Genomic DNA, 24,920 nt, shown 5'->3' with positions numbered 1-24,920 from the left:
ATCCCCTCCCCGTAAATTTTTTCACTTAAAATCCATCCAAATCTTTTTTCACTCCCGCTCCAAAAAAATACTTTTTTCAAACATGATTACGCAGCATCAATTCCAGCGGCTGGGGATGAAGATAGTGTTGACCTGTCAAATTGTTATTCGGATACCGGCGCAAGTGATGCTGAAGCAGCGTCACGGGAACAACCAGGGAAATAGCACCGCGATAATAATTTTCAATGACCTCAACGGCCGCATTTTTTTCATCCATAGAAAACTTTTTTTCAAAACACCTTAAAATATGATATAAAACGTTGGTATTCTTCTTAATCGTTGTACGCATGGACAATCCCTGCATGAGTAACCCCAAATAATCCATAAACACGGCTTGGTTCAGCTGATTTCTCCCAGCCGACAAGTGGGCTCCCGCCTCCCCGTTCTTTCCGGTCAAAGCTGACATCCTACGCCCCAACCTGGGAACCAGGTCCGGACTATGTGCCATCAGCAACAATCTGTGCCTGCAGTGAAAAGCCATCAAACCCTTTACGGAACGGTCATTTACGATATAGTCCAGCCAACGGTGGTAAACAAAAACCCGGGTCATAAAATTCTCCCTTACAGCAGGGTCCTGCAAACGGGCATTGTCTTCTATTGGCAAATGGGGGAACAGCAGCATGAATGCTTGTGCAAAAATCCCTATGCCATTGTTATAAATTTTATCGCCTTCAACGACTCTTACCCCCCGCATACCGGAGCTGGGCGATTTGGTTTTGAACACGAACCCGCATAGCGGCTCTTTTTCCAACTTCACCAGTTTCTCTTCCATCCATTTTCCCATGCGTTTTGTGTGATCCCGGCCTGATTTTCGGGTTTTAAGTCGAATGCCCTCCGGACTGCGAATAAGCTGCATGGGTTCTCTGGGAACCGGAAGACCGCATTCCACTTCCGGACAGACTGGATACCAGGAAACATACTGACCCCATGTTTCTTTTAAATAATGATCCACCTTATGCCCGCCGTCATAGCGCACTTTTTCACCTAAAAGGCAGGCACTGATACCAACATTTATCACCATGGATGGTTCACTCCACAATAATCTCATTCTTTTTTTGTTATTTTACGCCCCGCCTTCCGGTTTGTCATTGAAAAAGCCTATTTCAACACTATTCCAGCACATTTATTTTTTTATTCAATTTCCCGCTCTGAAAAGCGGGTATTTGGATATGATCTGTAGAAAATCATTATTACTATTCCGCATTTCGCTTTTTAAACGAAATGTCCCCGACTTGAAATCCGGGGAATTCACGGCTAACATATTGAAAACCATTGCCGTCCAAATTAATCGAGCATCCTGTTTTCTATTCGCCCTAAACACTTGTTTTTAAAGAAAAACCGATACTGTACCCATACACTATAGTGTAGTGCGTCATAAATAACTTTACATTTGTCATTGCGGGCATAGTACACAAAAAGTGTTGGATGCACTACACTAGAGCCGGACTTGACGATATCGTCACCTAATGTCCCATCTTTGCTTGCGGTGCGTTTTTTCCTTTAAAAATAAGTGTTTAGGGCGATTCAACTAACTACTGTGTTTCTTACTTTTAACAAAAATAATTAAAAACAATAAATACTTTTCTATTATCCGGTGTCAATTATTTTAGAACATTATTGCTTACCATCATAAATCAACCGGCTTTTTCAGAAAAGGAGGGATTGGATATGATAACCCTGCTAAATCTCACCAAAAACTTTAGTAATGCCATTGAGCTCTATTTACAGAACTTTAATGTGACTGCGCCTATGGTGTTCAACCTTGTGAATGAAGAAAAAAAAACCAACAAAGTACGTCTAAACACCCACTCGTCATCTGGTCAATCCGGGTCACGGCCTGTACTATATAATGAAGGTTCCTTTGGCGGGATTGTCATAAATCTCATCATTGCTTTACGAATAAAAAAAGCAGCAACACACCCGGAATTACAAACAATTTTTCATTCACCTGACCAAAGCAGACCGGATAGAATGCAAGCGATGTCGAACACACTTTTTCTCCCAACTCCCGATACCCGGCCCCCAAACCGCACAAATGATTCCTTCACTCCCCGCCGGGAAGGCCCTGCTTAAACCGGGAACCTGTTGCATCTCTGTATGTTCCCGGTTTAAGCAGCAACCCTGACCCATCCCGGGTATTCTCTTTTGCATTTTTTTTCATTTTATCCTAAAATACTCTTGGCTGGTTTCTTTTGAAAAAAGGGGTTTCAATGAGCAGACAACTGCTTGCTACGGTATTATTTAGTTTCACACTGCTTAGTCTCCAAACACCGCTTGGGGGATCTGATCTTCTTTCCGCGCCTCTCCACCAGGCTGCTGCCAAGGATGACCGCAAAACACTTAAAAAATTACTGACCCAGGGCGCGAATATCAACCAACAAAACGCCCAAGGCAAAACAGCCTTGCTGGTCGCGCTGGAAAACCAGCACTTCAAAACTGCGGATTGGTTGATTACCCGGGGTACCGACCTGTCTCTCAAAGATGCAGACCGGCGTTCCGTGCTTTATCTTGCAATTCGCCACGGGAGCAAAGCGATTGCCTTCAGATTAATTCTCGGTGATTTTAATCCAAATGATAAAGCTGCGAACGGAGAAAGTGTCCTCGAACTTGCGGCGATGCAAGGTTGGGCCGATGTTGTGGGATTGCTCATCGACAAAGGCGCCAAAACCTCCCCCCCCGTTGATCGTATCGATTTATTACCAGCCTACAAGGCAGGAAAACTTGGATACAACAAAGTAGTCAAACGCCTTTCAAAAATGCAAACTGCCGGACCCTTTATCCTGGCCTTTTATGCCTCTCCCAAAACAATGAAAATTTCCCTGAGACACACCCAACAAACCATCCACAGTTTCCTGCCGAAAACCAAGGAAACGCTGCTCCACCTGGCATGCCACGGCAACAACCGGCGTTTAGCCGCTTATCTCATTAAAGCCGGCAGTGACATCAATGCCGCTGATCACAACGGTCAAACCCCATTGCATATCGCAACCCGGCATGGTTATATCCGCCTGATAAAATTACTGCTGCGCTCCAATGCCAAGACCACACTCCCGGACAACCATAATCAAACACCGCTAGATCTTGCGCACAAGCGACAATCAAAAAAACTTTTGAATCTTTTGCAACAATGAAAACAACCATGTTTTTTTATGTGGATTAGGCTTCCAACGGATTGGCTAGCCCTTCATCGCCATGGTCTGCGAAACCTTTTTTTGACGCAAATACCAGGAATCTGTAATCTGCCGGGCATGCGCAAACAGCTGCACGAAAGGCAGGGGCGGCCCCATGGATTCAGAGCCGTAGATAAACCTAAAACGGGCCGTCTCACTCTCCGCCTGATTGGAAAAATAAAAAATCATCTCACAACACCGCCCCTTGCGGTCTTTAACCTCGTAATTTCCCTGCTTATCAAAAATCGCATCCGGCACATATTCAAGTATTTTCAAAAACAAATCTTCGCGGCAAATTCCGGAATACATCGTCGAATCATCATTATCCTTGAGTCCGGTCCCAATCCGATTGATGGACCCATCGGAAGACAAAAGGACTGAAAAATTTATTTTTTTATCCATTTCCAGACGAATAATCATGACATGAATTGCATCTTTTTTTAACATGGTATCCTCCGCATACGTCTTGGCGCACCCATTATTCTGACTATAAAAATTAGACTCAAATAATGCATATTATATTTCACTTTTTTTACTTTTCGAAGGTTTTTTGTCCTTATCAAATGCAGACCAAAGGCGGGTGAAACGGTATTGTTAATCCCGGATTTTTTTTAATCAGTGTTTGTCCGACAGATCAAGTTGCAGAAAATGTAATAAAAACAGGCTATCCAGCCTCGATCGCTTTCATCTTTTTATCATACATCCTTACCTGCACATCCAGCGCGTGATGGACTTTTTCCAGTTCCCTATAAAGAAAATCCACCTGTATCTGAAGATCTTTATTTTTTTTTGGCAGTTCGGCAATCGCCTGCGTATCCCCCGTGGTGGCGGCCTCAACCATGCGGTCATTATTGCGGCTAATTTCCATCTCCAGGGTATCAATCATACTCTCCGTCTTTTTCACTTTAGCTTCCACCGGCCGAAGTGCTTTCGATTTTTCCTGGTTTAACTTTGCCCGGGCCTGACGCAGCGCTTTTTTCTCCCCGGAAGAAATTTCTTTTCTTTCCGGTATTGGCGCCTGGTCTACCTTTACGCTGAATATGGCCGGGCCAGCCCGGTGTAACTTGTCCGGCGTAACTTGTCCGGCAGATGCCGGATGCCGGATGCCGGGTTCTTTTTGTATCTCCTCATTCTGCCAGCCAATATCCTCAAGAAAATTTTGGTAGCGGCCATGATAGAATAAAACCCGATCACGATCAAAAATGATCAGCTTTTCCGCCAGGGTATGCAAAAAAATCTCATCATGGGTTACCAGCATAATCGAACCTGCATAATCCTGCATCGCATCCAGCAATGATTCACAACTTTCCAGGTCAAGGTGATTGGTGGGTTCATCCAGCAATAAAAGGTTAGTCGGTTTAAGCAGCAATTTCCCCAGCATCACCCGGCTCTTCTCACCGCCCGAGAGCACACTGATCTTTTTCAAAGCCTGATCACCGCTAAACAGCATCACACCCGCAACGGAGCGTGCGCGTTCCCGGCTCCGGTTCGGATCCGTGGTAATCAACTCATCTTCAATTGTGTTTTCCGAATTAAGCCGCTGAATGTTGGTCTGCCCAAAATAACCCACTTCCAGACGGGCATGCTGACGTATTCTCCCGGTATTCGGCGTGAGTTCTCCAGCTAATAAACGGAGCAGAGTGGATTTCCCCTTGCCATTTTTCCCGATAATTGCGATCCTTTCCCTCGGGCCAAGACTGAAATTAAGTTTTTCGATCAACCAGGGAAGCGCGGTATCATAAGCAAAACCCAGCTCTTCGGTATTTAGCATTTCCTGTCCTGGAAACTCAGCATTGGGAAAAGAAAATTCAACATCTGAAATTTTATCCAATTGCTCCATTTTTTTTTGTTTATCCAGACTCTTAATCCGTGACTGGACCATCCCGGCCAGCCGTGCTTTGGCCCGAAAGCGCCGGATAAATATTTCCGTTTCTTTCTGTTTTTTCTCCTCGTGCCGCCGGGTTTTTTCGTAAATCTCCTCTTCCTGCATAATCTGATTAAACAGCTTCGCTGTCTTGCCCTCAATCTTGCGTACCTTACAGCGATGAATTGCCAGCGTGTGTGATGTCACAGCGTCCATAAACTGACGATCATGGGTGATGAGCACAAACTCTCTTTGCCACGCCCGGAGAAATTTTTCCAGCCAGCGAATTGAAACAATATCCAGATAATTGGTCGGCTCATCCAGCAAAAGCAGGTCCGGTTCCCCTACCAGGGTTTTTGTAAGATTAAGCCGGATCTGGTATCCCCCGGAAAATTCGCCCGGCGGACGATGCATATCTTCCTCCGTAAAACCCAACCCGAACAACACCTTTTCCACCCGCCAGTGATCATATTCCTTGTCCGGAGGCAATCCCAGACACGCTTCCTCCAAAACAGTCGGTTGTGTGAATTGAAGATGCTGCTCCAAATAACCAATGGTGTAATCCTTGGGAATTGCCACCTCACCGTTATCCGGTTCCTCATTGCCCAATAAAATACGGAACAAAGTGGTCTTGCCGCTGCCGTTGCGTCCCACCAGACCGACACGGTCTCCCTCGTTAATATTAAAACTCACTTTGTCCAACAACACCTGTGGCCCGTAGGACTTGCTCAATTCTGCAATTTTAATCATAATAAAAAACGGTCCTTTTCATAACAGTATTCAAAGGGAACTATTATACATTGTTTCGAAAAAAAATGAAGATCCAGAATCAACCCGGCGACAGCCGCATAGGCGGGATATCAGGTAAACATGAGCGCTATGCCAATTATCATTGTTGTGTTGTCCACTGTCACTAAATCGTCCTGGATGCTGATTTTTTCAGGACATTCCTAATTGACCACTAATTCTCTAATTTGGACACATACAACAAATCATGTAGAATGGTCAGCGTAATTTACCAATCGCAAATTTCAGCCTTTCTTTGAATACAGTATCCACTTTAATCACGGCAAAATAGATCCCGGAAGTAACGTGCTCACATTCCCACCGCAACACTTCTGCACTGTTCACCGTTTTCTTGTGGGTTAAATCCGCTATTTTTTCACCGGTAATATTAAATATTCCGATATCCACTTTACCGATAATATTACCGGGTAAAACAAACTTCACCATACTTCTGCTCGGATTGCTCAGTAAAACGACTCGCGTAACCCGACTGTCCACTGGCGGCGGCGAAACTGCGGATGTCGGAATATGGCTTGGTGTATAGGTATTCGTCGGGGTTGGCGTATCGGTTGCTGGTAAAATCACATGTGTACTGGCAGCACTACTTGTCGGCGTACTCGTCAAAGTCGGTGTAGGTGTTACTGTAAAAGTCGGCGGCTTGGGGTTTGCGGTATATGTCGTCGTATCCATCACCGTTCCATCAACCCGAATATGCCGCAGCACCATACTCGTCCCGGTAACACTCAACTCGGTGTACCCGTGAAATGCAGCCTGGTCTTCATCAAATGAATAAGCCACCATGTATCCATTACTATCGTGGTTTTCATCGACAGCATACAATGGCGCCCCGCTATTCCCGGTCACAATTTGCACTGTGCCGGCAGTCGCATCCAAGGGTGGATTGGGATTACCGTCCAGCCCTAATTTTTCAGTTCTGACATAATAATGTGCATGCCCGGTAAAAATAATATCACACCCATTTTGATACAAAGGAACACCCCAGGTTGAATGAATGGCTGCTTCATAGACTTTGGGCCCAAAATCAAAAATAGGCCGGTGCCAAAAAACAAACAGCCATTCTTGCGGATTATTTCCAATGGACTGCATGAGCAGGGTGTACTGGGAAGACGTGAGTGATTCCTCGGAATTTAAAACCACAAACCGGGCATTGGCATAATCAAACACAAAATATTTTCCGTCATTGCCATACTGCTGATATTGACCGAAAAGATAGGTGTTCCAATTGGTAAGTCCGCCAGTCCCCAGATCATCATGATTTCCCGGCGCAGACATATATGCCGGCGGCGTCTGGGTCTGGTGGGTCCCTCCCAGCTCATCATCACAGGCTGCCTGCCAGGTATCCCATTGCGTCTGATTCCAGCCGTTTTCCACCACATCGCCGACATTGATAATAAAAGCATAACCAGCGGAACTGTTTTGGATGGCATCAAGTACCTGCCGGTGTTCTATATCATTGGTCCGGGTATCTCCATAAGCAATCCACTTCCAAGTCGTGGCACCATGGCTGGTCGCCGCTGAAACCAGCAAACACAGCACAAAATGAACTATTATTTTTTTCATCATCATGACCACCCTGCGATCAAACTGTGTCCATAAAATTCAACACTTTACCATTAGGCCATTTTTTTAATTTTCTCATATATCTATATATTTTTATATTCTTAATTATGAAAGAATCAATGGTAAACTTAATAGATAGTCTTATTTAAGGAGTCTTATATGTTTACTACAAAAAAATTATTCTTCATGGCCTTAATCGGATTATTGGTTCTCCCCAGCGCCTCCTCAGCGTTGTGGCAAATTACCACGGTCGGTAACGAGAGTGATGATTTTATGTCCGTGGCTGTAGGACAGGGACGCAATAATACAATTAGCGCGGTCTATGGAGGAAATAAAAATAATTACGCTTATGAATATATATGGACCGGTGGTTCTTGGGACCGGTTCGTCCTGACCGGAAATCATGATGAAATTTTCGGGATCGCACTCGGCGACGCCCGGAATAACGGTGAATCACGGCTTATGGCTGCCAACAAAGACAATGTCCTCTATGAATATTTTCATAACGGCACTTCCTGGGGCGAAACCAGCGCGGGCACAACCAATGATGAGATCAAATCCGTTACCCTTGGCGCCGCTCGCAATGACGGCGTACAGCGGATTTATGCCGGCAATAAGAGCGGCGAGGTCGACGAATTCACTTATTCCAGCGGCTGGTCGCATACCTCAATTCTCACCATGGGTGACGAAGTCAAATCTATCGCAGTGGGGCCGGGCCAAAACGGCGATACCAACAATTACCTTTATGCCGGCAGCAAAGCAAATTTTATGCGGGAATACCAGTGGAATGGGGCATCTTGGGGTGCTACCGGTATGAACATCAATTGCGGGAACGAGGTCTTATCTATTGCAATGGGTACGGCTCGTACCGGTTCTTCCGTTGTTTACCTTTATGCCGGTGATCAGGACGGAGAAATCTATGAACGCTATTACAATGGAACCAGTTGGGAAGCAGCGACGATTATTGCCAGCGGCATGGATCGTGTCTTCGGGCTGGCCATTGGCGACGGCCGTAGCGACGGGGTCACGCGCCTGTATGCCGCCACGCGGGGCGATCATGTTTACGAGCTGACCTGGTCAGGATCATCCTGGAGTGCTCCACTGGACATCGGGAGTCCGTCACCCAATGATTTGCTTTCCATCGCTGTGGGACCGGGCCGGAATGGCAGCACAGAAAACCAAATTTATGTAGGTTCAGTCGATACTTTGCTCTATGAATACAAGTGGCTCACCCCCACACCGACCATCACCTCAACCATCGCAGGTACACCGACTTTCACCCCAACCGCCTCACCTACTGCGACTGTGACCCTCACCGCCACGTCATCACCCACTGCGACCATCACCGCCACACCCACCCTGACGTCAACTGTCAGTCCCACACCAACCATCACCCTTACCGCTACTGTTTCGGAAACCCCCAGTCATACCCCGACGATCACGCAAACGTCAACACTAACCTCCACGCCGACTGCGACACCGACCGCGACTGTAACACCGACCGCAACCCCCACGTTCACCATCACCATCACATCCACCATCACACCCACGAGTACCCATACGCCGCCCTTCACGCCCACACCTACGAGCACAATCACGCTCACTTCTACGATTACTCCGACCTACACCGTGACACGAACCCGTACGATAACGCCGACTACAACGGTTACTTCCACCCCGCTGCCAACCCGCACAGCAACTGCGACACCCAGCATCACGCAGACCTCCACCATCACACCGACCCGTCTGCCGTTTACTGACATATCCCGGATCGTGGTGTACCCCAACCCGTACCGTTCCAAAGATAGTGTCACTCCCCGGGTAACGTTCACCAATCTCCCTCTCCAGGTAAAAATCCGCATTTACGACATCACGGGACAACTGGTCAAAGTAATTGAAAAAAACGATCCCAGTACGTCAATTGTCTGGAACCTGAGGAACCGCCGCGGTGCAGCCGTGGCTTCCGGAACCTATATCTACATTGTGGAAGGACCGGGAGGGACAAAACGAGGTAAGGTTGTTTTGCTGCTCTGATATAATTTAAAATCTAATGAATTTCATTAGATTTTTTTTAAAACCAACCCCGTTCCCAAGAAAGGTCTCAACAAAATCTTTTAACCATGATATAAGCATCACTTGTTTTTTCAACTGATACAAATCCAAAACGTTTATACAGGTGCTGCGCTGAATTACTTTCAGCAACACTCAGACTCAAAGCCGAATACCGCACCTGCGCTTGAGAAATCAACTTATCCAATAAAGTAGTTCCCACACCAAGCCCTCGATGCTCAGGCAAAACCGCCATGATGACCTCAGGAATTTTATGAGAAACAAAGCCAAATCCCTTATCCGCATCTTCCGGCCACAACCGGATCCAGATCGCGCCCAGTATCTTATCACCTGCATAGGCCAACAAGCCTTCATCACCAGCCCGTCCCCACCCTGCCACGTACCGGGCAATTGACGGATCCTTGAGTATTTTGCGGGAAAAAGACGGCTGCCCGGGCGAAACATACAGCGCTAAATAGAGCATATCCCATAGGACCGGCTCATCTTTCATTTTGATATCTCTATACTCCACAATCATCTATACATTCTACTCCCGATTCATAAAACATCCTGTTGCCAAGCCGGTCAAAATGCTTATTTTTAAAGAGAAACCGGCACTATCAGCACACAACCAAGCAAACTTCGACGATATGGCCCACTATGACGATATCCCTATTGATGATGCGTCCTGCATCCGCCGGACAAGTTTTTTTCTTTAAAAATAAGTATTTCGACCGGTCATAGTATCGGCTGTATTACTTCATTTAAACAAAATTGATATTAACTAAATGTTACGCCTATGTCTGTTTATCACGAATCCCTCCTCACAAGTGAACAGGTTCGCCCTGCCTCCGGCCCCTCATCTTTTGGCCAAAAACAATTCCAGCCAAAATTAATAATCCTGTGCCGTACCCTATTATTTTCACAGGCAAACCCTGCGGTAGAAACATAACAATACTTGTCGGATGAAATAATAATATGGTGGTCATCACCAAAAAGGGCCATTCATACCATTCATTTTTCACAATCAACCAACCCTGCAGCAATGAGGTAAATGCCAATGCACCCAGCAGGGCCATGACAAAAACAACCATCCCATACCACCAACCGGTGACATTGATCAGCAGTAATTCGCTGTTCATAATAAAGAAAAACGGAATAATCGCGGTTCGCATATCATACAAAAAACCGATCAAGCCGGTTTTAATCGGATCGGATTTGGCGATGGCAGCTGCTGAATATGCGGCCAAGCCAACCGGTGGCGTATCGTCTGCTAAGATGCCAAAATAAAAACAGAATAAATGCGCTGCAATCAAAGGAATCACAACCCCATAACTTCCGCCGACCTGAACAATCACCGGTGCAGTTAAAGATGCCATCACAATATAAGTTGCCGTGGTTGGCAGACCCATGCCCAGCACCAAACTGGCAATCGCTGTGATAAGCAGCAACAAAAAAACATTCCCCATGGCCAGTACTTCAACGATTTGGGTAATCATGCTGCCCAAACCCAGTCCTACAACACCCACAATGATGCCGGCGGCGGCAGTGGCCAGGGCAACACCTATCATATTTTTTGAACCTTGTACCATCCCCTGGCCGGTCAAAAGCAAGGCATTCAGCAATCCGGCTTTCACGCTCTTTTTTTGCTGTAGGGATTTTTTTATTTCCTGATAGATAATAATGGCAATTAAAATAATGATCGCGTGAAACGCAGCTGATTCTGTTGAACGGCGTAATACAATCAATTCATAAATTAAACTTCCAATGGGAATCAAATAATGTACGCCTTTTTTAAAATGTTCATTGAAACGAGGCAATGCGTCAACCGGCAATCCCTTGATTCCCAGCTTGCTGGCTTCCAAATGGGTCAAAAAAAATAAAGCGACATACGATACAAATGCCGGAATCGCAGCTGCTCTGACCACATCAAAATAGGGAACATTTACATACTCGGCAATAATAAAGGCTGCCGCACCCATAATGGGCGGCATCAATTGGCCATTGGTACTGGCAGCCACTTCAATGGCCGCCGCTTTTTCTCCCGGGTAACCCACCCGCTTCATCAGTGGGATGGTAAATGTCCCGGTTGTCACCACATTGGCAATGCTGGACCCGGAGATCATGCCGGAAAGGCCGCTGGAAACCACCGACGCTTTGGCAGGCCCGCCTTTATAGCGCCCCAGCAAAGCCACTGCCAAGCTGGTGAAGTAATGCCCTGCACCGGCTTTGTCCAGCAAGGCGCCGAGTAATACAAATAAATAAACCACGGTTGCCGAGACACCTAAGGGAATCCCAAAAATACCTTCATAGGACAATGCGGTTTGATTAATATACTTATTGATCGATACACCTTTGGCTGCCAAAATAGACGGCATGTAAGGTGCGATAAATACATAGATGGAAAACAAGAGCACAATCACAGGCAATGCCGGGCCAAGACTTCTCCGGGTGGCTTCCAGCAACAAGCCAATTAAAAGCATACCAACAATGATATCCCGTATAAACAATTGGCCCATTCGTGTTGACAATCCATTGAAATCAATAACAATGTACAATGCTGCCAAGCTTGCAACCACGACCAAGCCCCAATGACGCCAGGTTGGTTGAAATAGTGTTGTTTCTCCCGGCGGTTTGCTCTTTATTTTTTTAAACGGGATTGTGAGAAATAATAAAGACAAGGCAAAAGCCAGATGCAGCGCGCGTATTTTAATGCTGTCTAAAATAAGCCAGCTGGCTAAGGATAATTGAAACAAGGCCCAACTGATCGCAAGCGTGGCAATCGCTATTTTGTGATATGACGAACGATCAAAATTCATATTAATTTCCATATCGCAGGGACAGACCGATGCTTGTCCGGCGAACTTGTCCGGCGAATGCCGGATGCCGTATGTCTGCCCCCCCATAATACATTTTTATTGAATCATTCAACAACCGATTCCGGATCAATAAATTTATCCAAGCCGGCTTCTTTATAATATTTCATTGCACCTGAATGAATAGGTGCTGACAGTCCTTCCAGCATATTTTCCTTGGTCAACACCTGATAAGCAGGATGCATTTGCTTAAACGCCTCAAGATTCCCAAACACTTCTTTGGTAATGGCGTAAACGATGGCTTCATCGACATCCGCAGAGGAAACCACGGTTGCTTTCACACCAAAAGTCCGGCAATCAGTATCATTTTTTACAGCCGGGTATAAGGCTGCGGGAATAATGGATCTGGCATAATAAGAATATTGTTTTACCAGCGCATCAACCGGCTTGCCTGTAATATTAATCATGTTCACTTTGATTCTGCCTGAAGTCGCTTCTTTAATATTCCCTGCCGGATGCCCCACCGTATAAAAGAAAGCATCAATCCGTCCGTCTTGCAACAAACCCGGCGCTTCTACAGCCTTGACGTATTCCGCCCGGATGTCATCTGTTGTCAACCCAAATGCCTGCAAGGTATCCTTGGAATTTTGTAATTGTCCTGATCCGGGATTTCCCAAATTCACTCTTTTTCCTTTCAAATCCCCGACCTGAGTGATCGAACTTTTCACAGTAGCAATTAAGGTAATTGACTCTGGATGAATGGAAAACAAAGCACGCAATTTCTTCTGGGCACCGCGCGTTTCCCACTCCGCCACCCCGTGATAGGCCTGATACTGACGGTCTGATTGAACAATCCCCACTTCAATATCACCGCTTAAAACAGCATTCACATTATACACCGATCCGGCAGTGGATTCGACAGTGGCCTTGATTTTATAGTCACTGGATTTTTGGTTGATCAATTTAGCAATCGCCCCGCCGGTCGGATAATAAACCCCGGTCACACCGCCGGTACCAATGGTCAAAAATGTCATCGGCGCCTGTCCGCCGCATCCGGCAATGAAAAATACGGCCATCATTGATAAATATTTTAAATAATTCATGCGTCCCCCATGATTATGACATTGTCAGTATCATACGGATAAAAACCCATATGATCAACCGTATAAGCGTGATTAAAAAGACCGGGGGATTTGATCAGCAAAACGACATCACATCATCACCTTTCCCTTTTTATTCCAAACGCAACCCTTTAAATTGATTACGCATTTCTATCGATAGCGGTGCTTCACCACGGATATTCGTTTCCCGTTCAATCTTGTTTTGCAATTCAGCCTTCAAACGCATGCTGGAATAATGCGAGTAGGTCCATTTATACAGGGTCGCACCATAACTCGGACAATAAAGCTGGTAGTAGTTATCTGCACCATCTGCACCATTTTTCCCATCTGCGCCTTTTTGAAAAAAGAATCCGCCTTTTTCGCCCTTAGTTCCTTTTTCCCCCGAATTGGCGCTCAGTGAATAAGTGCCTGTCCATATGGAATCATCCCAAGATCGATAGGTATATGTGTATGTGCCGGGAGAGGTAAGATAATATTGATTATTGATTAAACCTGGTGCCGGAATACCGGGATCAGTAGATGAATAATAAAAAGGGCTGTACATCCAGGAATATGCAATATACACATCCCCATGCGTACCATCCCTGCCATCGCGGCCATTACTCCCACACCCGGTTGTAAGCAAAATCCCCAATAAATAAACTGCCACTATCTGGTTTCTCATTTTTAAACGCCTCCCATATTTTTTTAGTGTTTTGCGAAGTTCTGGTTATTTGGACTTATTTAGATAAAATTCCATGCGGATTATTTCATTTTTTTTCATATCTATAAAAAACGCGCCCTGGCGCGCACATTTTTTTCAACAGAAAACGCCGAAATGGTAACAATACAAAACCACACGATATACAGTAACCAACCCCAAAGACACATAGCCATTGCGTAAAAAATAATGTTCTGGGATAATGTTGTATTCAAAATTATTTTGGAGGTTCATCATCATGCCTGCTCAGGAAACCATCACACCATTAATTCTGGAATCAATTATTGAATCCGTCACTTTGTTCACCAATCAAGCCCAGGTCACACGCAAAGCCAAGACCACTCTCAAAAAAGGACTCCAGGAAATATTGATTGATATTGAAGCCTGCAATGTCGATGGCGACTCCGTCTCAGCCAAAATATTTGGCGAAGGTGAAATCTATAGCGTCCAATACCGCGAGGTCTATCTCCCGGAAGCACCCCAGGAAAATATCCGAAAACTGGATGAACAAATCGAGGAAAAAGGCACCGTACTCCGGCGTTTAGAAAAAAGCCGGAATGTCATCGACCAGCGCGATGCCTTCCTTCATTCTGTGGTTCATTTTTCCCAATCGGAAATCCCCAAAGATCTTAAGACTGCGATGCCGGGTGCAAACCAATTGGAAGAGACGCTTGTTTTTCTGGAAAAAAATGCTAATGCATCAAATGAAAAACGGCAGGAACTCGAAATCCAAATGGCTGCACTCAACAAAGAACTCACCGCACTGGGTCATGCACGTGAATCCCTTTGCAGCCAAGGCGACCACAGCAAGCGGGTCATTGAGGTTTTATTCAATGCCGCCAAGGAGCAAACAATTGAGCTGGAAGCAAGTTATATTGTTTATGATGCCGGCTGGCAGCCATTTTACAAAATCAATGTCCCCAATGATCTTAAAAAACCCACGCTAACCATGTTCTCCCGGATTGTCCAACAAACCGGCGAGGATTGGCTGGCTGCCAAACTGGCAATCTCCAATGTCATTCCCATGCAGGGAATTGGGCTGCCGGACATCCATTCCTGGATTCTTGATGTCTACCGGCAGCAGCTAGCTCCATCCATGGACCGTGCTGCCCGTCGCAAGGAAAAAAAATCGATGGACTATGATGATGAAATGGATGCCGCCGAATGCTGCGAACCCGCACCTGCCATGTCTGCGCCGGCACCACAGGCTGAATTTCTGGAAACTGAAAAAACCGAACTACCGCTGGCTTTTGAGTATTCACTCCCTCAAGCACTGGATATTGAGTCCCAGGACAAGGAGACCATTTTACCGCTCCTGACAAAATCCGTGCCAGGTGATTTTTTCTACCGGGTGGTCCCCCAGGCCAATACGCTGGCTTTCCTCGTCTGCCGTTCCCAAGCAGACAGCGAACTGCTCTCCGGCTATCTCAATGTTCATTTCGGAAGCCGCTATATTGGAAAAACTTATCTTCCGGATAAAAAACCTGGTGAGGATTTTCAATTCAGCTTAGGTGCCGACCGTCAAATCAAGGTGAAACGCGAATCCAAAAAAGACAAGGTCAAAGAAACATTATTGGGCATGGTCCAGCGCCAATCCATTGTACGCGAGCTCTCTTTTACCATCACACTGGAAAATTTAAAAGACCGGACGGTTCAACTGGAAGTGTTGGATACGATCCCGGTCTCGCGCACTGATAAAATCGAGGTCAAGGATGTTGACATAAATCCCAAACCGCAAACAAAAAAACACCAGGACCGTGAGGGTGTGTTGCAATGGTTGATTGACCTGGCGCCGGGTGAAAAAAAAGAGATCACACTTAACTTCACGGTCGTCTATCCCAAAAACCCGGGAATCATGGGATTATAATTTTTTTTAAAACTCAAGCAATGGCGGAAGAAAATAGGCTGCTACAACACCGGCTGCAATCATGATCGCGTACGGCATAGGATGTTTTTTCGAGAGCGGCTCAACAACTAATTTAGGAACCATTAAGGAACGGATAAAGCGGCCGATATTTTTCAGGGTTTTCCAGAGTTCACCTTTTACCAGCAAAAAAATGATTGCGAGTAGGCCCCCGGCCAGAGCCGCATACACCGCCGTATTAAGGGTAAATTGCCAACCCGTGAATACCCCAACCACTGCCATTAATTTAATATCCCCGGCCCCCATTCCGCCCCAGACAAAAGCAGGCAGGAAAACGAATAACCCGACAGCCAATCCAAGCAATGCTAAAAAAAGCCCGGACCAGCCTTGCAACGATGTATGCAAAGCCAGTCCGAGCAACAAAGACGGAAATGTCAGCCAGTTATAGACCTTGTGTCTGCGAAGATCTGTCACAACGGCAATAGCCAAAATGATACTTAAAATAATACTAATTTCTAAAGATAGTCCCAAAAGAGTCGCCTTATAAATTAATTTTCAAATAATTGTATATAAAAATCCACAGGCTTACCGGGCAAGCTGCCCATTGTGTTCGCGCCAGCACAATAAAACAGACCTGTGTGTATTGTTGAACAAATACGCTGCTGGGGTATGGCCTGGCAGGCTTATTCAGCAACCGGCGACTCATTGCAGGCTGCTATTTTTATGTCCCCGTAATATTTATGGCCCCTTTGCAGCAAAGCAGAGAAACAATGCGCACAGGTCTGGATCGTGTGATGATATAAAAACCACGAAATGACCTGATCAAGCTATTGAGCGCGTGTGCTGCCAAAGGACATTACCCAGGACGGGGATATGTATAACATAAAAACTGATGATGAAACCTAATGCGAAAAATGCCGACATCCGAATCCTGGCAGCGTACTTGCTCAATAGCTTAAACAGACTTCATCAAAAAATCATCTTTCATTTAATTTTTCCAGGACCGAATCATTTAGGATTGGCCTGATCCACTAATTCATCTGCTTTCTCTGTAAATAATGTACTTAATCTCGAACCAAACAACCGGATACTGCCGATAACCACCAAAGCTACCACCGCAATAATCAGGATATATTCCACCATGCCCTGCGCTTCTTCTTCTACCACCAATTTTTTCAACATCTTTTTCATCTCTATCACCTCGATATTTTATAGTTAAAACAATTTATCGCGTTTTCACCAGCACCTGTGCCATTTTGTTTAAATACTTGGCAATGGGTAGTTTCCAGGCAGCTAAAACCCCGGTCAAAGCCAGCACAATCGCGGCAGTCACCAGGATATACTCGGTCATGGCTTGGGCATCTTCCTCAATTATCAAGCGTTTAATTATCATAATCTATTTTCCCATGCATGGAAATAGGTTTTTCTACGTCTAATACATTAGACTGATATATTGTGATTTTATTGCACATAAGTTGTTTTTTTTTCAATCAAACTATATAATACTTTTTACCATCGAAGCAAGAAAAATAACCCGGGACGTGATAGGTCACATCTGGGTATGCAGCGACAATCATTTTAGTGGAGGATGCTTTATGCAGAAAATGCTCACCCCTCGTTTGGCCATTGGTCTTGGTATCTTCATTGCCGCTTTTATCCTGCAATGGAGTGCGATGAGTTATTTAACCGGCATTTCCAAAAATCAATTCAAAGCTGAGTCTAAAAAATATAAAACCCAGATTGCGCAGGACCTTTCCAACCAGCTGAGCCGCGCGATGACAGCAGAAGATGATTTGGCGGCACTCTCCGTGCTCAAGGAGAGCCGCACGACGCATCCCCAACTCCAGAAGTGCGCGGTATTTGAAAAAACCGGCAAGATTATTCTGCATAGTAATCCCAACATGTTGAGCCAGGCGACCAAACCGTACAAAGGTCCCCGCCCGGTCTCACCGGAAGTCAGCCGAACAAAGCAGGATGGACGATTGTATACCATCGTCCTGGTTCCCATGGTGCATGATGACGAGCTTTATTTCCGTGCTTTTTTCGATGAGACCGGTCTGGTCCAGAATTCCAATGCTTTCTCTGTACGTTTTTATATCCTGATTATTGCCGCGTCTCTCTTGATTGCGCTTTTTGCATTGCTGCGCTTGCGTCGCTATGACCTGACAGATCCTCGCCGGCGGGCCGAGATCCAACCAACAAGTCAGTCAGCGAAAAGCGGAAGTGCCCGGCATACTGCCGAACTCTTACTCTCTGAAATGCGGCATGCAGTACTGGCGATTGACCGCAACAATAAGATTATCGCAGCCAACAGCCTGGCGCTTGAACTGCTCAACTGCCGCGTTGAGGAATTAACCGGCATGCATGTCATGCAATCACCCCTGCCGCGTCCCATGATGAATTTTTATCAAACAGCGATCAAGCAGCCGGGGCATCCCCAAGAAGAACGCCTTGTCTTGGGCGGCAAGGGACCGGCCCTGCCGGTGAAAATTGTTTTTACACCGGCAAGCGAAAACTGGGAAATAGCGCTTATCTCCCTGGCATGAAAAAGCTAATCTGCTCGCAAAAAGGCCAGTCTTTTGTTGAACTGGTGCTGGTAATGTTTCTTTTCACGATGTTTATCATGGGCATCATGCAGCTTGTCATGATCGGCAGCGCCCAGCTCAAATGTGAGATGGCAGCGCGCAGGGCTGCTTGGTTAGAGAGCGATTTTAATCATACCAAATGGGAAAAACAAAAAAAAGAATTACGTGGTATCTTCCCTGAGCATAATCCTGATAATAATCCCCATTCTACAGGCAGGCGTGAAAAAGGCAGAATCAAAACAGTAACCTATACGGTTCCCGCTATTGGCTTTTTCCGAATTGCCAAACCAGATGGGTTCGAAGTCTCCGCCACCAATGCAGTCATTGCATATAATGAAGCTCCCATTGCCAGCAAAGGGTTACAAGTTATTACTGATTGGGCCAAAAAGCAACTCGGAATATAAACATATCTGGATTATTTAATTCACAGAGAACAATCGGCGGAACCAGCTGTGGGGACGGTTGCGTTCTTGCGCCAGACGCTCATCTAAGCGCAGATCAAATCCCTTACCGGTCTTGGGGACTTCCCATTGATTCATCATACTGGAGAGATTACGCTCTTGCGCCACTTCGCGGTGGCATTCCGCACAAAAATCCAAATGTGCATTCATTTGCCCGGTTTCTTTCCGGCTTAGGTTATCTTTTATAAAATCATGGATATTTTCGCGGCAAATTTTACAGTCCATACCTACCTCACACCAACCGGTTCGGTATAAGCTGCCAGCTTGATACGCAGCTTGGCCCTGGCTTTAAAAAGAATAGACTCAACTGCCAGAGGATTACGATTTAAAATTTCACTAATTTCAGGAATAGAGAGTTTCTCCCAGTGGTCAAGTAATAGGGTCAACCGCTCCTCATTGCTCAATGCTGCCATGGCGCGTCGGATTGTGGTCTGCGATTCAATGGATTGGGTATGATATGCTTTGAGGTTTTTCCGGGTTACAGGCTCAAGTTTAAGATTCCCGCCCAAGTGGCGGCTGCTTTGCAGCACCTGATTGACAATCGCAAAAAGCCAGATGACAAAAGCGCCTTCCGGCTGGAAGGAATCGCGCGAAACATAGATCTTATGAAAACTATCCTGACAAGCTTCTTCCGCAGCTGCTTGATTCTGAAAAAAACGATAGCAAAGTGCATAGACACGGTTTTTATAGCTGATGAGCAGACTTCTAAAAGCACTCTCATCGCCATTTTGAAACCGTAGCATCAGATGGGTGTGTTTATCATATTTTCTTTTCGCAGACATGGTTGCCGTCCTTTGACTGCCTGTGATTTCCCACTTATGTCTTTGCGTACAAATAAAAATCCATTCAAACACTTCAACTTAAATTATGTAACTTCAAGTTAAAGCACAATGCTTCCCTGACGTAAAATAACTACCTTGCGATTACTTACACGCACAATCGTGGAGTGTTTTTTTTGCTTACACATCCCAGCATCTAATAAAACCGTCGAAAATGCAACTATCTTTTTGTGAATATGCCTGGCAACGACAGGTGCCGGCTCGCCGGAACGGTTTGCTGAAGTTACTGCCAAAGCACCGCCTGCCTTGGCAATTACCTGCCTGGCGACCCAATGATCCGGCACACGCAGGGCCACGGTACGTCCGCCACCGGCCAACACACCCATTTTCGAACCTTTTTTCACGGGCAGTACAATAGTCAAGCCACCGGGCCAGTGCAGCTGCATAAGCTTTTTCGCCGTCTTACTCACCTTTGCAATTTTTTCAGCCTGCCTGTGATGACTTAATAATATAGGAATGGGGCTGTTTTTCGAACGGCCTTTGGCACGAAAAATCCGTTCAACAGCCGTACGCTCCGGTACCGCAGCCAGACCATAAACCGTATCTGTCGGAATCACCACCAACCGCCCTTTTTTCAATTGCGCGGCAGCCTGATTAATCGCCGGGCCTGCCAACTTTGGATGCTTGATAGAAATTTTTTCAGCAGTCGCATTGTGCAAAATTTCCGAAAGCTGGTAAATATTTTCCATTTTATCCACCAGCAGAGTATGCATGCCGATATCTGCGGCAGGTGCAAGATCCAGATCAAAGCGGTCCCCAATTGAAAGACAAAAAGCATAATCCACTGACATGGCTTTGGCTGCAATCGCATACAATTTGGATGAAGGCTTATAAATACCGCTGTCAGTAAGTGAGGCCACATAATCAAAACAATCATCAATACCCAGGGCGCCTAAAGTCGCGTGCATATTCTTCGCATGATTGTTGGTCACAATGGCCAGCTGGAACGATTCCCGGAGTTTATGCAGCACACGGCGCAGTCGGGGATCAAATTTCAATATTTCTCCGGGCAGTACTTTGGCACCGTGAAGACGCGCCCATTTCCGGTCGCACGCGCCCAGCTGGGTTAGTGTAAAAAGTTTAGAAGGCATGCGCCCCAGCTTACGAATTAACATACAGTAGGTTTTTTCAAACAGGTACTTGGCTTCCGAATAGGTCAGATTGCGTTCCCGGGACAAAAACCGGACCATGGATTCATCATAACGGCGGTTCAGTTCACTGCTGCGGTAAAGCGTTCCATCCATATCAAAAATTAAGGCACGCAGCGGCGGGAAGGGTGATTTTGTTTTTCGGTTCATATTTTCCCTTTAAAATAACTGTAGGGGTACAGTATACCGCACCTCTCAAGAAATAGCCTTTCGGGCTAAAATATGCAGGTCGTTATTTGCTAAAGCTACAGCTTTTTTTTTAATCACGCGATAATAATATTCCCGCTCGGTTTTTGTCATTTTTTTACCATGAGCACGTTTCAAAAATATTTCTTTCTGACGGGCAGTGAATATTTTAGACATTGCATATTCAAGCGAAAGTTCCTCATAATCCATTTTCATTTGCTTGTCACGAATCGTGTTTTGACTAAAATAATTATTAAAAGTGTTTTCAAGTCTCTCGGGTTCCAGATATTTTTCAGCAATGTAAATTTTCTCTCTGGTTGCCAACTGAGCAACAATGAAGTCTATTTTTTCTTCATCAATAAATTTTATATTGTCATAGAGCGCATTGATCCAGGAAGTTTTTAAATTCATATGTTTATAAAGTGCTAAGGAGATCAAAAAAAGTGAATAAAAATCATTATAGTCTTTTTTATTCTTCAATATAGTTTGGGTTGTGTCAAAATCAAAAAGATGGTCTTTGCTTGCATTGGCAAGCACAATCGGGAACCCTTCCCACAAGCGATCATCATGACTCTTCGCCAATTCCGCAATTGTTTCATTTGCCTGTAAATCATCCACATGAAACAGAGGAAATCCCAATTTAGTCAACCGCTGTAATAAATCAGTATTTTTCACAGATTTACTCCTTCACCCTTTTCAAAAAACACTCCAAATTGCGAACAATTCTTTCTTCCGAGACATCGTACATCGCAGTTTCCAAAAAACGTTCCTTAAGCGCGGTTATATCAGTTTTATCCTGTTTGCTTTGACCAACATAAGACAATCATCGAAATCAACCGGTGCCCCACGGAAAAGCTTACTGATAATCAGATCATAATAATTCAATATTCCTAAATAAATAAAAGTGAATTCCTCATAAAAAACATTTCCGTTATCCCTTAATGGCGTCTCCAACAACTCTGTGGTATGTATTTTATTGCCGCAAAACAGGTCAAAAATAAACTTTCCACCCCGAGTCATCCCTGATCCTGTCGTTTGCTGATATCCCAAATCCGCCAGTGTGGTCAGCAAATACTTATACTCCGCTATTTCAGGAACCATAAAATCAATGTCCTTGGTGGACGGCTTGATTCCCAACAATGTTAAGGCTGTTCCGCCGCATGCAATTAAATGCACCTTGCACTTTAAAAATGAATTCCATCCCTCTAATTCAGCTAATAATTCATTTTGCCCTATCCGGTAGTTCAAGTACGCTCCAATTTTATAACTGCGAACCTTGGCTGGAAGCTTTGTGTATAAACCTTAACCATGGTGCGCTGATATAGTACATATATATGTACTATATCATACATCTTTATGTACATAAAATACACTAATAATAAAGTATATGTCAACTCATTTCATATTGATAAATCAGGCCGCATCAGAATTCCAAATATTCAAAAGAGAAACACGCGTTGTTAACCAAGAGAACATACTCATTTACAGTCATACTAGCGTAAGCCGGAGTTCGGGAAGATGAATTAACTTTTTTTATCGAGTTCTACTTTCCCACTAATAATTTTCTCGGAAGTTATACCGTTGGATAAATACTTACCAGACAATTTATTCCCCTTGTCATTCATTTCCAATACTATATATCCTTGGTGGTATTCTGCAGGATTTGTGCTTTTAAAAAACATTTTCAGATATCTACCGTCATAGCTCCCATCATATATTTTATGCATTAAGTTCGTCACGTCAGACGTGTAATTAGTTGAGCCTCTAAATATTTTTCCTTTTCGCTCAATTTGGCAAGTAATTTTAAAATTCATAACGCCATGCTCCTGTTTCTCATAAAATGTTCCAGTACCCTCCCATTTCCCACATATCGCATCAAGCCGATCCTTTTCTACGTCTGCTCGTTCTGATTGTTTCTTGTGATTTTTGTAAATTTCAATGCCGAAGTAAAATGCACCTGCAATAACAGGACTAATAACAGCACCAATTATTATCTCCATGTCCACTTACGCTCCATCTCTAAATACCGAACTCCAACCATTACATTCAATTCCCGAGTCTCCCCATTCTTCCACACCAAACGGGACTCCAATTTCATTTTAATTTCTTTACCAGCCGGCGAATTCGTTTGGCCAACCGCACTGCTTTTTCAGCCTCCGCCACATCAATCGGTTCAATATCACCTGGATACCGAGCTATGGTTGCATACTCTGTCAGCCTGGCCTTTTCTTCCGAGGATATATTAAAGGACATTTGTTTCGGAAACAGCAAAAGCAATTGTTCAATATCATGTGTTTTGGGAAATGGCTTGTTGATGGATATCAAGTAAGCTTTTAAATATTTCTCGACGCATTGTTGGCTATGAAAACACACTATTTCAGTCGGACAATCTCTTTGGATTTCAAGTGTGTGTTCAGCCACTTTCAAATCGTGTTCCGCTTTCTTCTTCCATTGCCTAACAACTTTCTCAACATCTTTTTTATCGGGCATAAAGAATTTTACCTTCTCGCGCCGCAGGATACGCCACGGTTCCAATGATATTTTTGTTACGCCGAAATTCATCATTTGATGTAACAATGATATCTTTAGAAACGCCAACATCTTGCAGCAACATCCGGATAGCAATCTGCTGTTCATGCTTGGACCGAACATGCTCCATGATGATCAATAAATCAACATCACTGTCACGCGTGTTTGTGCCACGTGCATAAGAACCGAATAATATAATTTTTATCGGATGGTATTTTTCAACAACCCGTTCAATCATTATTTTAATTTTCTTTTGAACACCGGCAGTTGTCATTTCCGAAATTCCCTAAAGCTGAGATAACTATGTATAGCATATTCCTAAAAAAGTGTCATTGCCTAATAAATTTATCCCATATTGAAAAACATCCTGTTCGATAGCCGATCAGAATGCTTGTTTTTAAAGAAAAACCGATACTGTATCCACTCGCTAGAGCCGGCATTGCCGATATGCTTTACTTTTATCCATCCCATTTTGTGTTGGTGCGTTTTTTTTCTTTAAAAACAAGCATTCTGGTCGGCTATACTACGCGTTGAACGGCTTAAAAGGATGTTCTTCAATATATCTTTTATTCTTTACATCGTATCAATATATTTATCAATCCCAAGCTGCTCAAGCTTGTCGGCTTTTTTCTCCACACCCTGATAGAGTTCCTGACGGAATTTCTTCAACGACTTGGCAATATCAGCATATTTTCCGGCCAATATCTGGGCTGCAAATAAACCGGCATTGGTCGCCCCGGCCTTGCCGACCGCCACGGCTGCTACCGGAACCCCGGAAGGCATCTGAACAATCGAGAGCAAAGAATCCTGACCGTTAAAATAAAGCGTCGGCATGGGAATGCCGATCACCGGAACAATGGTTTCTCCGGCAATTACGCCCGGCAGATGTGCCGCACCACCGGCACCGGCAATAAAAACCTCGACCCCGCGTTTCTCCATATCTTGTACCCAAGTACGCACCCTTGCCGGTGAGCGATGGGCGGAAGCAATCGTGATATCATACCCCACACCAATGTATTCTAAAATATTAACCGTCTCCTGAATCACCGGAAGATCCGAATCACTTCCAACAACAATACCTACCAAAGCTTTCTCCTGCATCGTGTTCCTCCTTGATACTCTTTTCTTCCGTGCACGACCTGCCAACACTTTTTCACACATACCGAGTATTCTTTGTTTTCA

25 protein-coding genes and 1 pseudogene are annotated in these 24,920 nt (G+C 44.8%); 6 read left to right on the top strand and 20 right to left on the bottom strand.

Annotated features, from left to right (window positions below; all coding sequences use genetic code 11):
• Nucleotides 1-76: 76 nt before the first annotated feature.
• The gene (locus K8S19_06365) at nt 77-1,060 is read right to left on the bottom strand and encodes a DUF523 and DUF1722 domain-containing protein (protein MCD4813300.1); all 984 of its coding nucleotides are present in this window, start codon (nt 1,058-1,060) and stop codon (nt 77-79) included.
• Between the two features lie 647 nt (nt 1,061-1,707).
• Between K8S19_06365 and K8S19_06360 the strand changes: the two genes are divergently transcribed.
• On the top strand, nt 1,708-2,112 hold the full coding sequence (locus tag K8S19_06360; protein ID MCD4813299.1) for a hypothetical protein: 405 nt from the start codon (nt 1,708-1,710) through the stop codon (nt 2,110-2,112).
• 137 nt (nt 2,113-2,249) lie between these two features.
• Nucleotides 2,250-3,170, top strand: a complete 921-nt coding sequence (locus K8S19_06355) for an ankyrin repeat domain-containing protein (GenBank protein MCD4813298.1) — start codon at nt 2,250-2,252, stop codon at nt 3,168-3,170.
• A gap of 45 nt (nt 3,171-3,215) precedes the next feature.
• Here the strand turns inward: K8S19_06355 and K8S19_06350 are convergent, their stop codons facing one another.
• The 3 genes from K8S19_06350 to K8S19_06340 form a co-directional block, all read right to left on the bottom strand.
• Nucleotides 3,216-3,656 (bottom strand): hypothetical protein, encoded by a 441-nt coding sequence (locus K8S19_06350; protein MCD4813297.1) that lies wholly within the window; start codon nt 3,654-3,656, stop codon nt 3,216-3,218.
• Nucleotides 3,657-3,873: 217 nt separating this feature from the next.
• Nucleotides 3,874-5,823, bottom strand: coding sequence for an ATP-binding cassette domain-containing protein (locus K8S19_06345; GenBank protein ID MCD4813296.1), 1,950 nt, complete (start codon nt 5,821-5,823; stop codon nt 3,874-3,876).
• A gap of 255 nt (nt 5,824-6,078) precedes the next feature.
• Nucleotides 6,079-7,446 carry a metallophosphoesterase gene (locus K8S19_06340; GenBank protein MCD4813295.1) on the bottom strand — a complete coding sequence of 456 codons (1,368 nt, stop codon included), beginning with the start codon at nt 7,444-7,446 and terminating at the stop codon, nt 6,079-6,081.
• Nucleotides 7,447-7,599: 153 nt separating this feature from the next.
• Between K8S19_06340 and K8S19_06335 the strand changes: the two genes are divergently transcribed.
• Nucleotides 7,600-9,474: a T9SS type A sorting domain-containing protein gene (locus tag K8S19_06335; GenBank protein MCD4813294.1), complete on the top strand. Its 1,875-nt coding sequence runs from the start codon at nt 7,600-7,602 to the stop codon at nt 9,472-9,474.
• A 67-nt stretch (nt 9,475-9,541) separates the two neighbouring features.
• Here K8S19_06335 and K8S19_06330 read toward each other — a convergent pair whose 3' ends face one another.
• The 4 genes from K8S19_06330 to K8S19_06315 form a co-directional block, all read right to left on the bottom strand.
• Nucleotides 9,542-10,027, bottom strand: a complete 486-nt coding sequence (locus tag K8S19_06330) for a GNAT family N-acetyltransferase (protein ID MCD4813293.1) — start codon at nt 10,025-10,027, stop codon at nt 9,542-9,544.
• A 286-nt stretch (nt 10,028-10,313) separates the two neighbouring features.
• The gene (locus K8S19_06325; GenBank protein MCD4813292.1) at nt 10,314-12,320 is read right to left on the bottom strand and encodes a TRAP transporter permease; all 2,007 of its coding nucleotides are present in this window, start codon (nt 12,318-12,320) and stop codon (nt 10,314-10,316) included.
• A gap of 92 nt (nt 12,321-12,412) precedes the next feature.
• Nucleotides 12,413-13,408 (bottom strand): TAXI family TRAP transporter solute-binding subunit, encoded by a 996-nt coding sequence (locus K8S19_06320; GenBank protein ID MCD4813291.1) that lies wholly within the window; start codon nt 13,406-13,408, stop codon nt 12,413-12,415.
• A gap of 130 nt (nt 13,409-13,538) precedes the next feature.
• Nucleotides 13,539-14,090 carry a hypothetical protein gene (locus K8S19_06315; protein ID MCD4813290.1) on the bottom strand — a complete coding sequence of 184 codons (552 nt, stop codon included), beginning with the start codon at nt 14,088-14,090 and terminating at the stop codon, nt 13,539-13,541.
• Between the two features lie 274 nt (nt 14,091-14,364).
• Between K8S19_06315 and K8S19_06310 the strand changes: the two genes are divergently transcribed.
• Nucleotides 14,365-15,993 carry a mucoidy inhibitor MuiA family protein gene (locus tag K8S19_06310; GenBank protein ID MCD4813289.1) on the top strand — a complete coding sequence of 543 codons (1,629 nt, stop codon included), beginning with the start codon at nt 14,365-14,367 and terminating at the stop codon, nt 15,991-15,993.
• A 6-nt stretch (nt 15,994-15,999) separates the two neighbouring features.
• On the opposite strand, the gene K8S19_06305 is transcribed toward K8S19_06310, so the two are convergent.
• The 3 genes from K8S19_06305 to K8S19_06295 form a co-directional block, all read right to left on the bottom strand.
• Nucleotides 16,000-16,521 (bottom strand): prepilin peptidase, encoded by a 522-nt coding sequence (locus K8S19_06305; protein ID MCD4813288.1) that lies wholly within the window; start codon nt 16,519-16,521, stop codon nt 16,000-16,002.
• Between the two features lie 477 nt (nt 16,522-16,998).
• Complete coding sequence (locus K8S19_06300) at nt 16,999-17,181, bottom strand: Flp family type IVb pilin (GenBank protein MCD4813287.1); 183 nt, start codon at nt 17,179-17,181, stop codon at nt 16,999-17,001.
• A 34-nt stretch (nt 17,182-17,215) separates the two neighbouring features.
• Entirely contained in the window at nt 17,216-17,383 is a 168-nt protein-coding gene (locus tag K8S19_06295; protein ID MCD4813286.1) for a hypothetical protein, read from the bottom strand.
• Nucleotides 17,384-17,585: 202 nt separating this feature from the next.
• Here K8S19_06295 and K8S19_06290 point away from each other — a divergent pair, with 202 nt between their 5' ends.
• The gene (locus K8S19_06290) at nt 17,586-18,536 is read left to right on the top strand and encodes a PAS domain-containing protein (GenBank protein ID MCD4813285.1); all 951 of its coding nucleotides are present in this window, start codon (nt 17,586-17,588) and stop codon (nt 18,534-18,536) included.
• A complete protein-coding gene (locus K8S19_06285; GenBank protein MCD4813284.1) occupies nt 18,533-18,979 on the top strand; it encodes a pilus assembly protein in 447 nt (148 codons plus the stop codon). The genes K8S19_06290 and K8S19_06285 overlap by 4 nt, the downstream gene beginning before the upstream one ends.
• Nucleotides 18,980-18,994: 15 nt before the next feature.
• Here the strand turns inward: K8S19_06285 and K8S19_06280 are convergent, their stop codons facing one another.
• The 9 genes and pseudogenes from K8S19_06280 to purE form a co-directional block, all read right to left on the bottom strand.
• On the bottom strand, nt 18,995-19,261 hold the full coding sequence (locus K8S19_06280; GenBank protein MCD4813283.1) for a zf-HC2 domain-containing protein: 267 nt from the start codon (nt 19,259-19,261) through the stop codon (nt 18,995-18,997).
• A 2-nt stretch (nt 19,262-19,263) separates the two neighbouring features.
• Nucleotides 19,264-19,818 (bottom strand): sigma-70 family RNA polymerase sigma factor, encoded by a 555-nt coding sequence (locus K8S19_06275; protein ID MCD4813282.1) that lies wholly within the window; start codon nt 19,816-19,818, stop codon nt 19,264-19,266.
• Between the two features lie 98 nt (nt 19,819-19,916).
• On the bottom strand, nt 19,917-21,173 hold the full coding sequence (locus tag K8S19_06270; GenBank protein ID MCD4813281.1) for a threonylcarbamoyl-AMP synthase: 1,257 nt from the start codon (nt 21,171-21,173) through the stop codon (nt 19,917-19,919).
• Between the two features lie 45 nt (nt 21,174-21,218).
• Nucleotides 21,219-21,884, bottom strand: a complete 666-nt coding sequence (locus tag K8S19_06265; GenBank protein ID MCD4813280.1) for a hypothetical protein — start codon at nt 21,882-21,884, stop codon at nt 21,219-21,221.
• Nucleotides 21,885-21,888: 4 nt separating this feature from the next.
• Nucleotides 21,889-22,457 (bottom strand): annotated as a pseudogene (locus K8S19_06260) (hypothetical protein).
• 275 nt (nt 22,458-22,732) lie between these two features.
• Nucleotides 22,733-23,209, bottom strand: coding sequence for a hypothetical protein (locus K8S19_06255; protein MCD4813279.1), 477 nt, complete (start codon nt 23,207-23,209; stop codon nt 22,733-22,735).
• 94 nt (nt 23,210-23,303) lie between these two features.
• Nucleotides 23,304-23,699, bottom strand: coding sequence for a HEPN domain-containing protein (locus K8S19_06250; protein ID MCD4813278.1), 396 nt, complete (start codon nt 23,697-23,699; stop codon nt 23,304-23,306).
• Entirely contained in the window at nt 23,689-24,012 is a 324-nt protein-coding gene (locus tag K8S19_06245; GenBank protein MCD4813277.1) for a nucleotidyltransferase domain-containing protein, read from the bottom strand. The genes K8S19_06250 and K8S19_06245 overlap by 11 nt, the downstream gene beginning before the upstream one ends.
• Before the next feature lie 299 nt (nt 24,013-24,311).
• The gene (gene purE, locus K8S19_06240) at nt 24,312-24,839 is read right to left on the bottom strand and encodes a 5-(carboxyamino)imidazole ribonucleotide mutase (protein MCD4813276.1); all 528 of its coding nucleotides are present in this window, start codon (nt 24,837-24,839) and stop codon (nt 24,312-24,314) included.
• Between the last annotated feature and the right edge of the window lie 81 nt (nt 24,840-24,920).

It is taken from the genome of bacterium, from assembly GCA_021108215.1.
Lineage (GTDB): Bacteria > Oederibacteriota > JAAXVQ01 > JAAXVQ01 > JAUVAV01 > JAIORK01.
This window is presented reverse-complemented; position numbering and strand designations above follow the sequence as displayed.

Bases quoted from the DNA above. Each gene is read 5' to 3' on its own strand.
- K8S19_06365 (MCD4813300.1), bottom strand. From the start codon at position 1,060: ATGGTGATAAATGTTGGTATCAGTGCCTGCCTTTTAGGTGAAAAAGTG.
- K8S19_06360 (MCD4813299.1), top strand. From the start codon at position 1,708: ATGATAACCCTGCTAAATCTCACCAAAAACTTTAGTAATGCCATTGAG.
- K8S19_06355 (MCD4813298.1), top strand. From the start codon at position 2,250: ATGAGCAGACAACTGCTTGCTACGGTATTATTTAGTTTCACACTGCTT.
- K8S19_06350 (MCD4813297.1), bottom strand. From the start codon at position 3,656: ATGTTAAAAAAAGATGCAATTCATGTCATGATTATTCGTCTGGAAATG.
- K8S19_06345 (MCD4813296.1), bottom strand. From the start codon at position 5,823: ATGATTAAAATTGCAGAATTGAGCAAGTCCTACGGGCCACAGGTGTTG.
- K8S19_06340 (MCD4813295.1), bottom strand. From the start codon at position 7,446: ATGATGATGAAAAAAATAATAGTTCATTTTGTGCTGTGTTTGCTGGTT.
- K8S19_06335 (MCD4813294.1), top strand. From the start codon at position 7,600: ATGTTTACTACAAAAAAATTATTCTTCATGGCCTTAATCGGATTATTG.
- K8S19_06330 (MCD4813293.1), bottom strand. From the start codon at position 10,027: ATGATTGTGGAGTATAGAGATATCAAAATGAAAGATGAGCCGGTCCTA.
- K8S19_06325 (MCD4813292.1), bottom strand. From the start codon at position 12,320: ATGGAAATTAATATGAATTTTGATCGTTCGTCATATCACAAAATAGCG.
- K8S19_06320 (MCD4813291.1), bottom strand. From the start codon at position 13,408: ATGAATTATTTAAAATATTTATCAATGATGGCCGTATTTTTCATTGCC.
- K8S19_06315 (MCD4813290.1), bottom strand. From the start codon at position 14,090: ATGAGAAACCAGATAGTGGCAGTTTATTTATTGGGGATTTTGCTTACA.
- K8S19_06310 (MCD4813289.1), top strand. From the start codon at position 14,365: ATGCCTGCTCAGGAAACCATCACACCATTAATTCTGGAATCAATTATT.
- K8S19_06300 (MCD4813287.1), bottom strand. From the start codon at position 17,181: ATGAAAAAGATGTTGAAAAAATTGGTGGTAGAAGAAGAAGCGCAGGGC.
- K8S19_06295 (MCD4813286.1), bottom strand. From the start codon at position 17,383: ATGATAATTAAACGCTTGATAATTGAGGAAGATGCCCAAGCCATGACC.
- K8S19_06290 (MCD4813285.1), top strand. From the start codon at position 17,586: ATGCAGAAAATGCTCACCCCTCGTTTGGCCATTGGTCTTGGTATCTTC.
- K8S19_06285 (MCD4813284.1), top strand. From the start codon at position 18,533: ATGAAAAAGCTAATCTGCTCGCAAAAAGGCCAGTCTTTTGTTGAACTG.
- K8S19_06280 (MCD4813283.1), bottom strand. From the start codon at position 19,261: ATGGACTGTAAAATTTGCCGCGAAAATATCCATGATTTTATAAAAGAT.
- K8S19_06275 (MCD4813282.1), bottom strand. From the start codon at position 19,818: ATGTCTGCGAAAAGAAAATATGATAAACACACCCATCTGATGCTACGG.
- K8S19_06270 (MCD4813281.1), bottom strand. From the start codon at position 21,173: ATGAACCGAAAAACAAAATCACCCTTCCCGCCGCTGCGTGCCTTAATT.
- K8S19_06255 (MCD4813279.1), bottom strand. From the start codon at position 23,209: ATGGAGATAATAATTGGTGCTGTTATTAGTCCTGTTATTGCAGGTGCA.
- K8S19_06250 (MCD4813278.1), bottom strand. From the start codon at position 23,699: ATGCCCGATAAAAAAGATGTTGAGAAAGTTGTTAGGCAATGGAAGAAG.
- K8S19_06245 (MCD4813277.1), bottom strand. From the start codon at position 24,012: ATGACAACTGCCGGTGTTCAAAAGAAAATTAAAATAATGATTGAACGG.
- purE (MCD4813276.1), bottom strand. From the start codon at position 24,839: ATGCAGGAGAAAGCTTTGGTAGGTATTGTTGTTGGAAGTGATTCGGAT.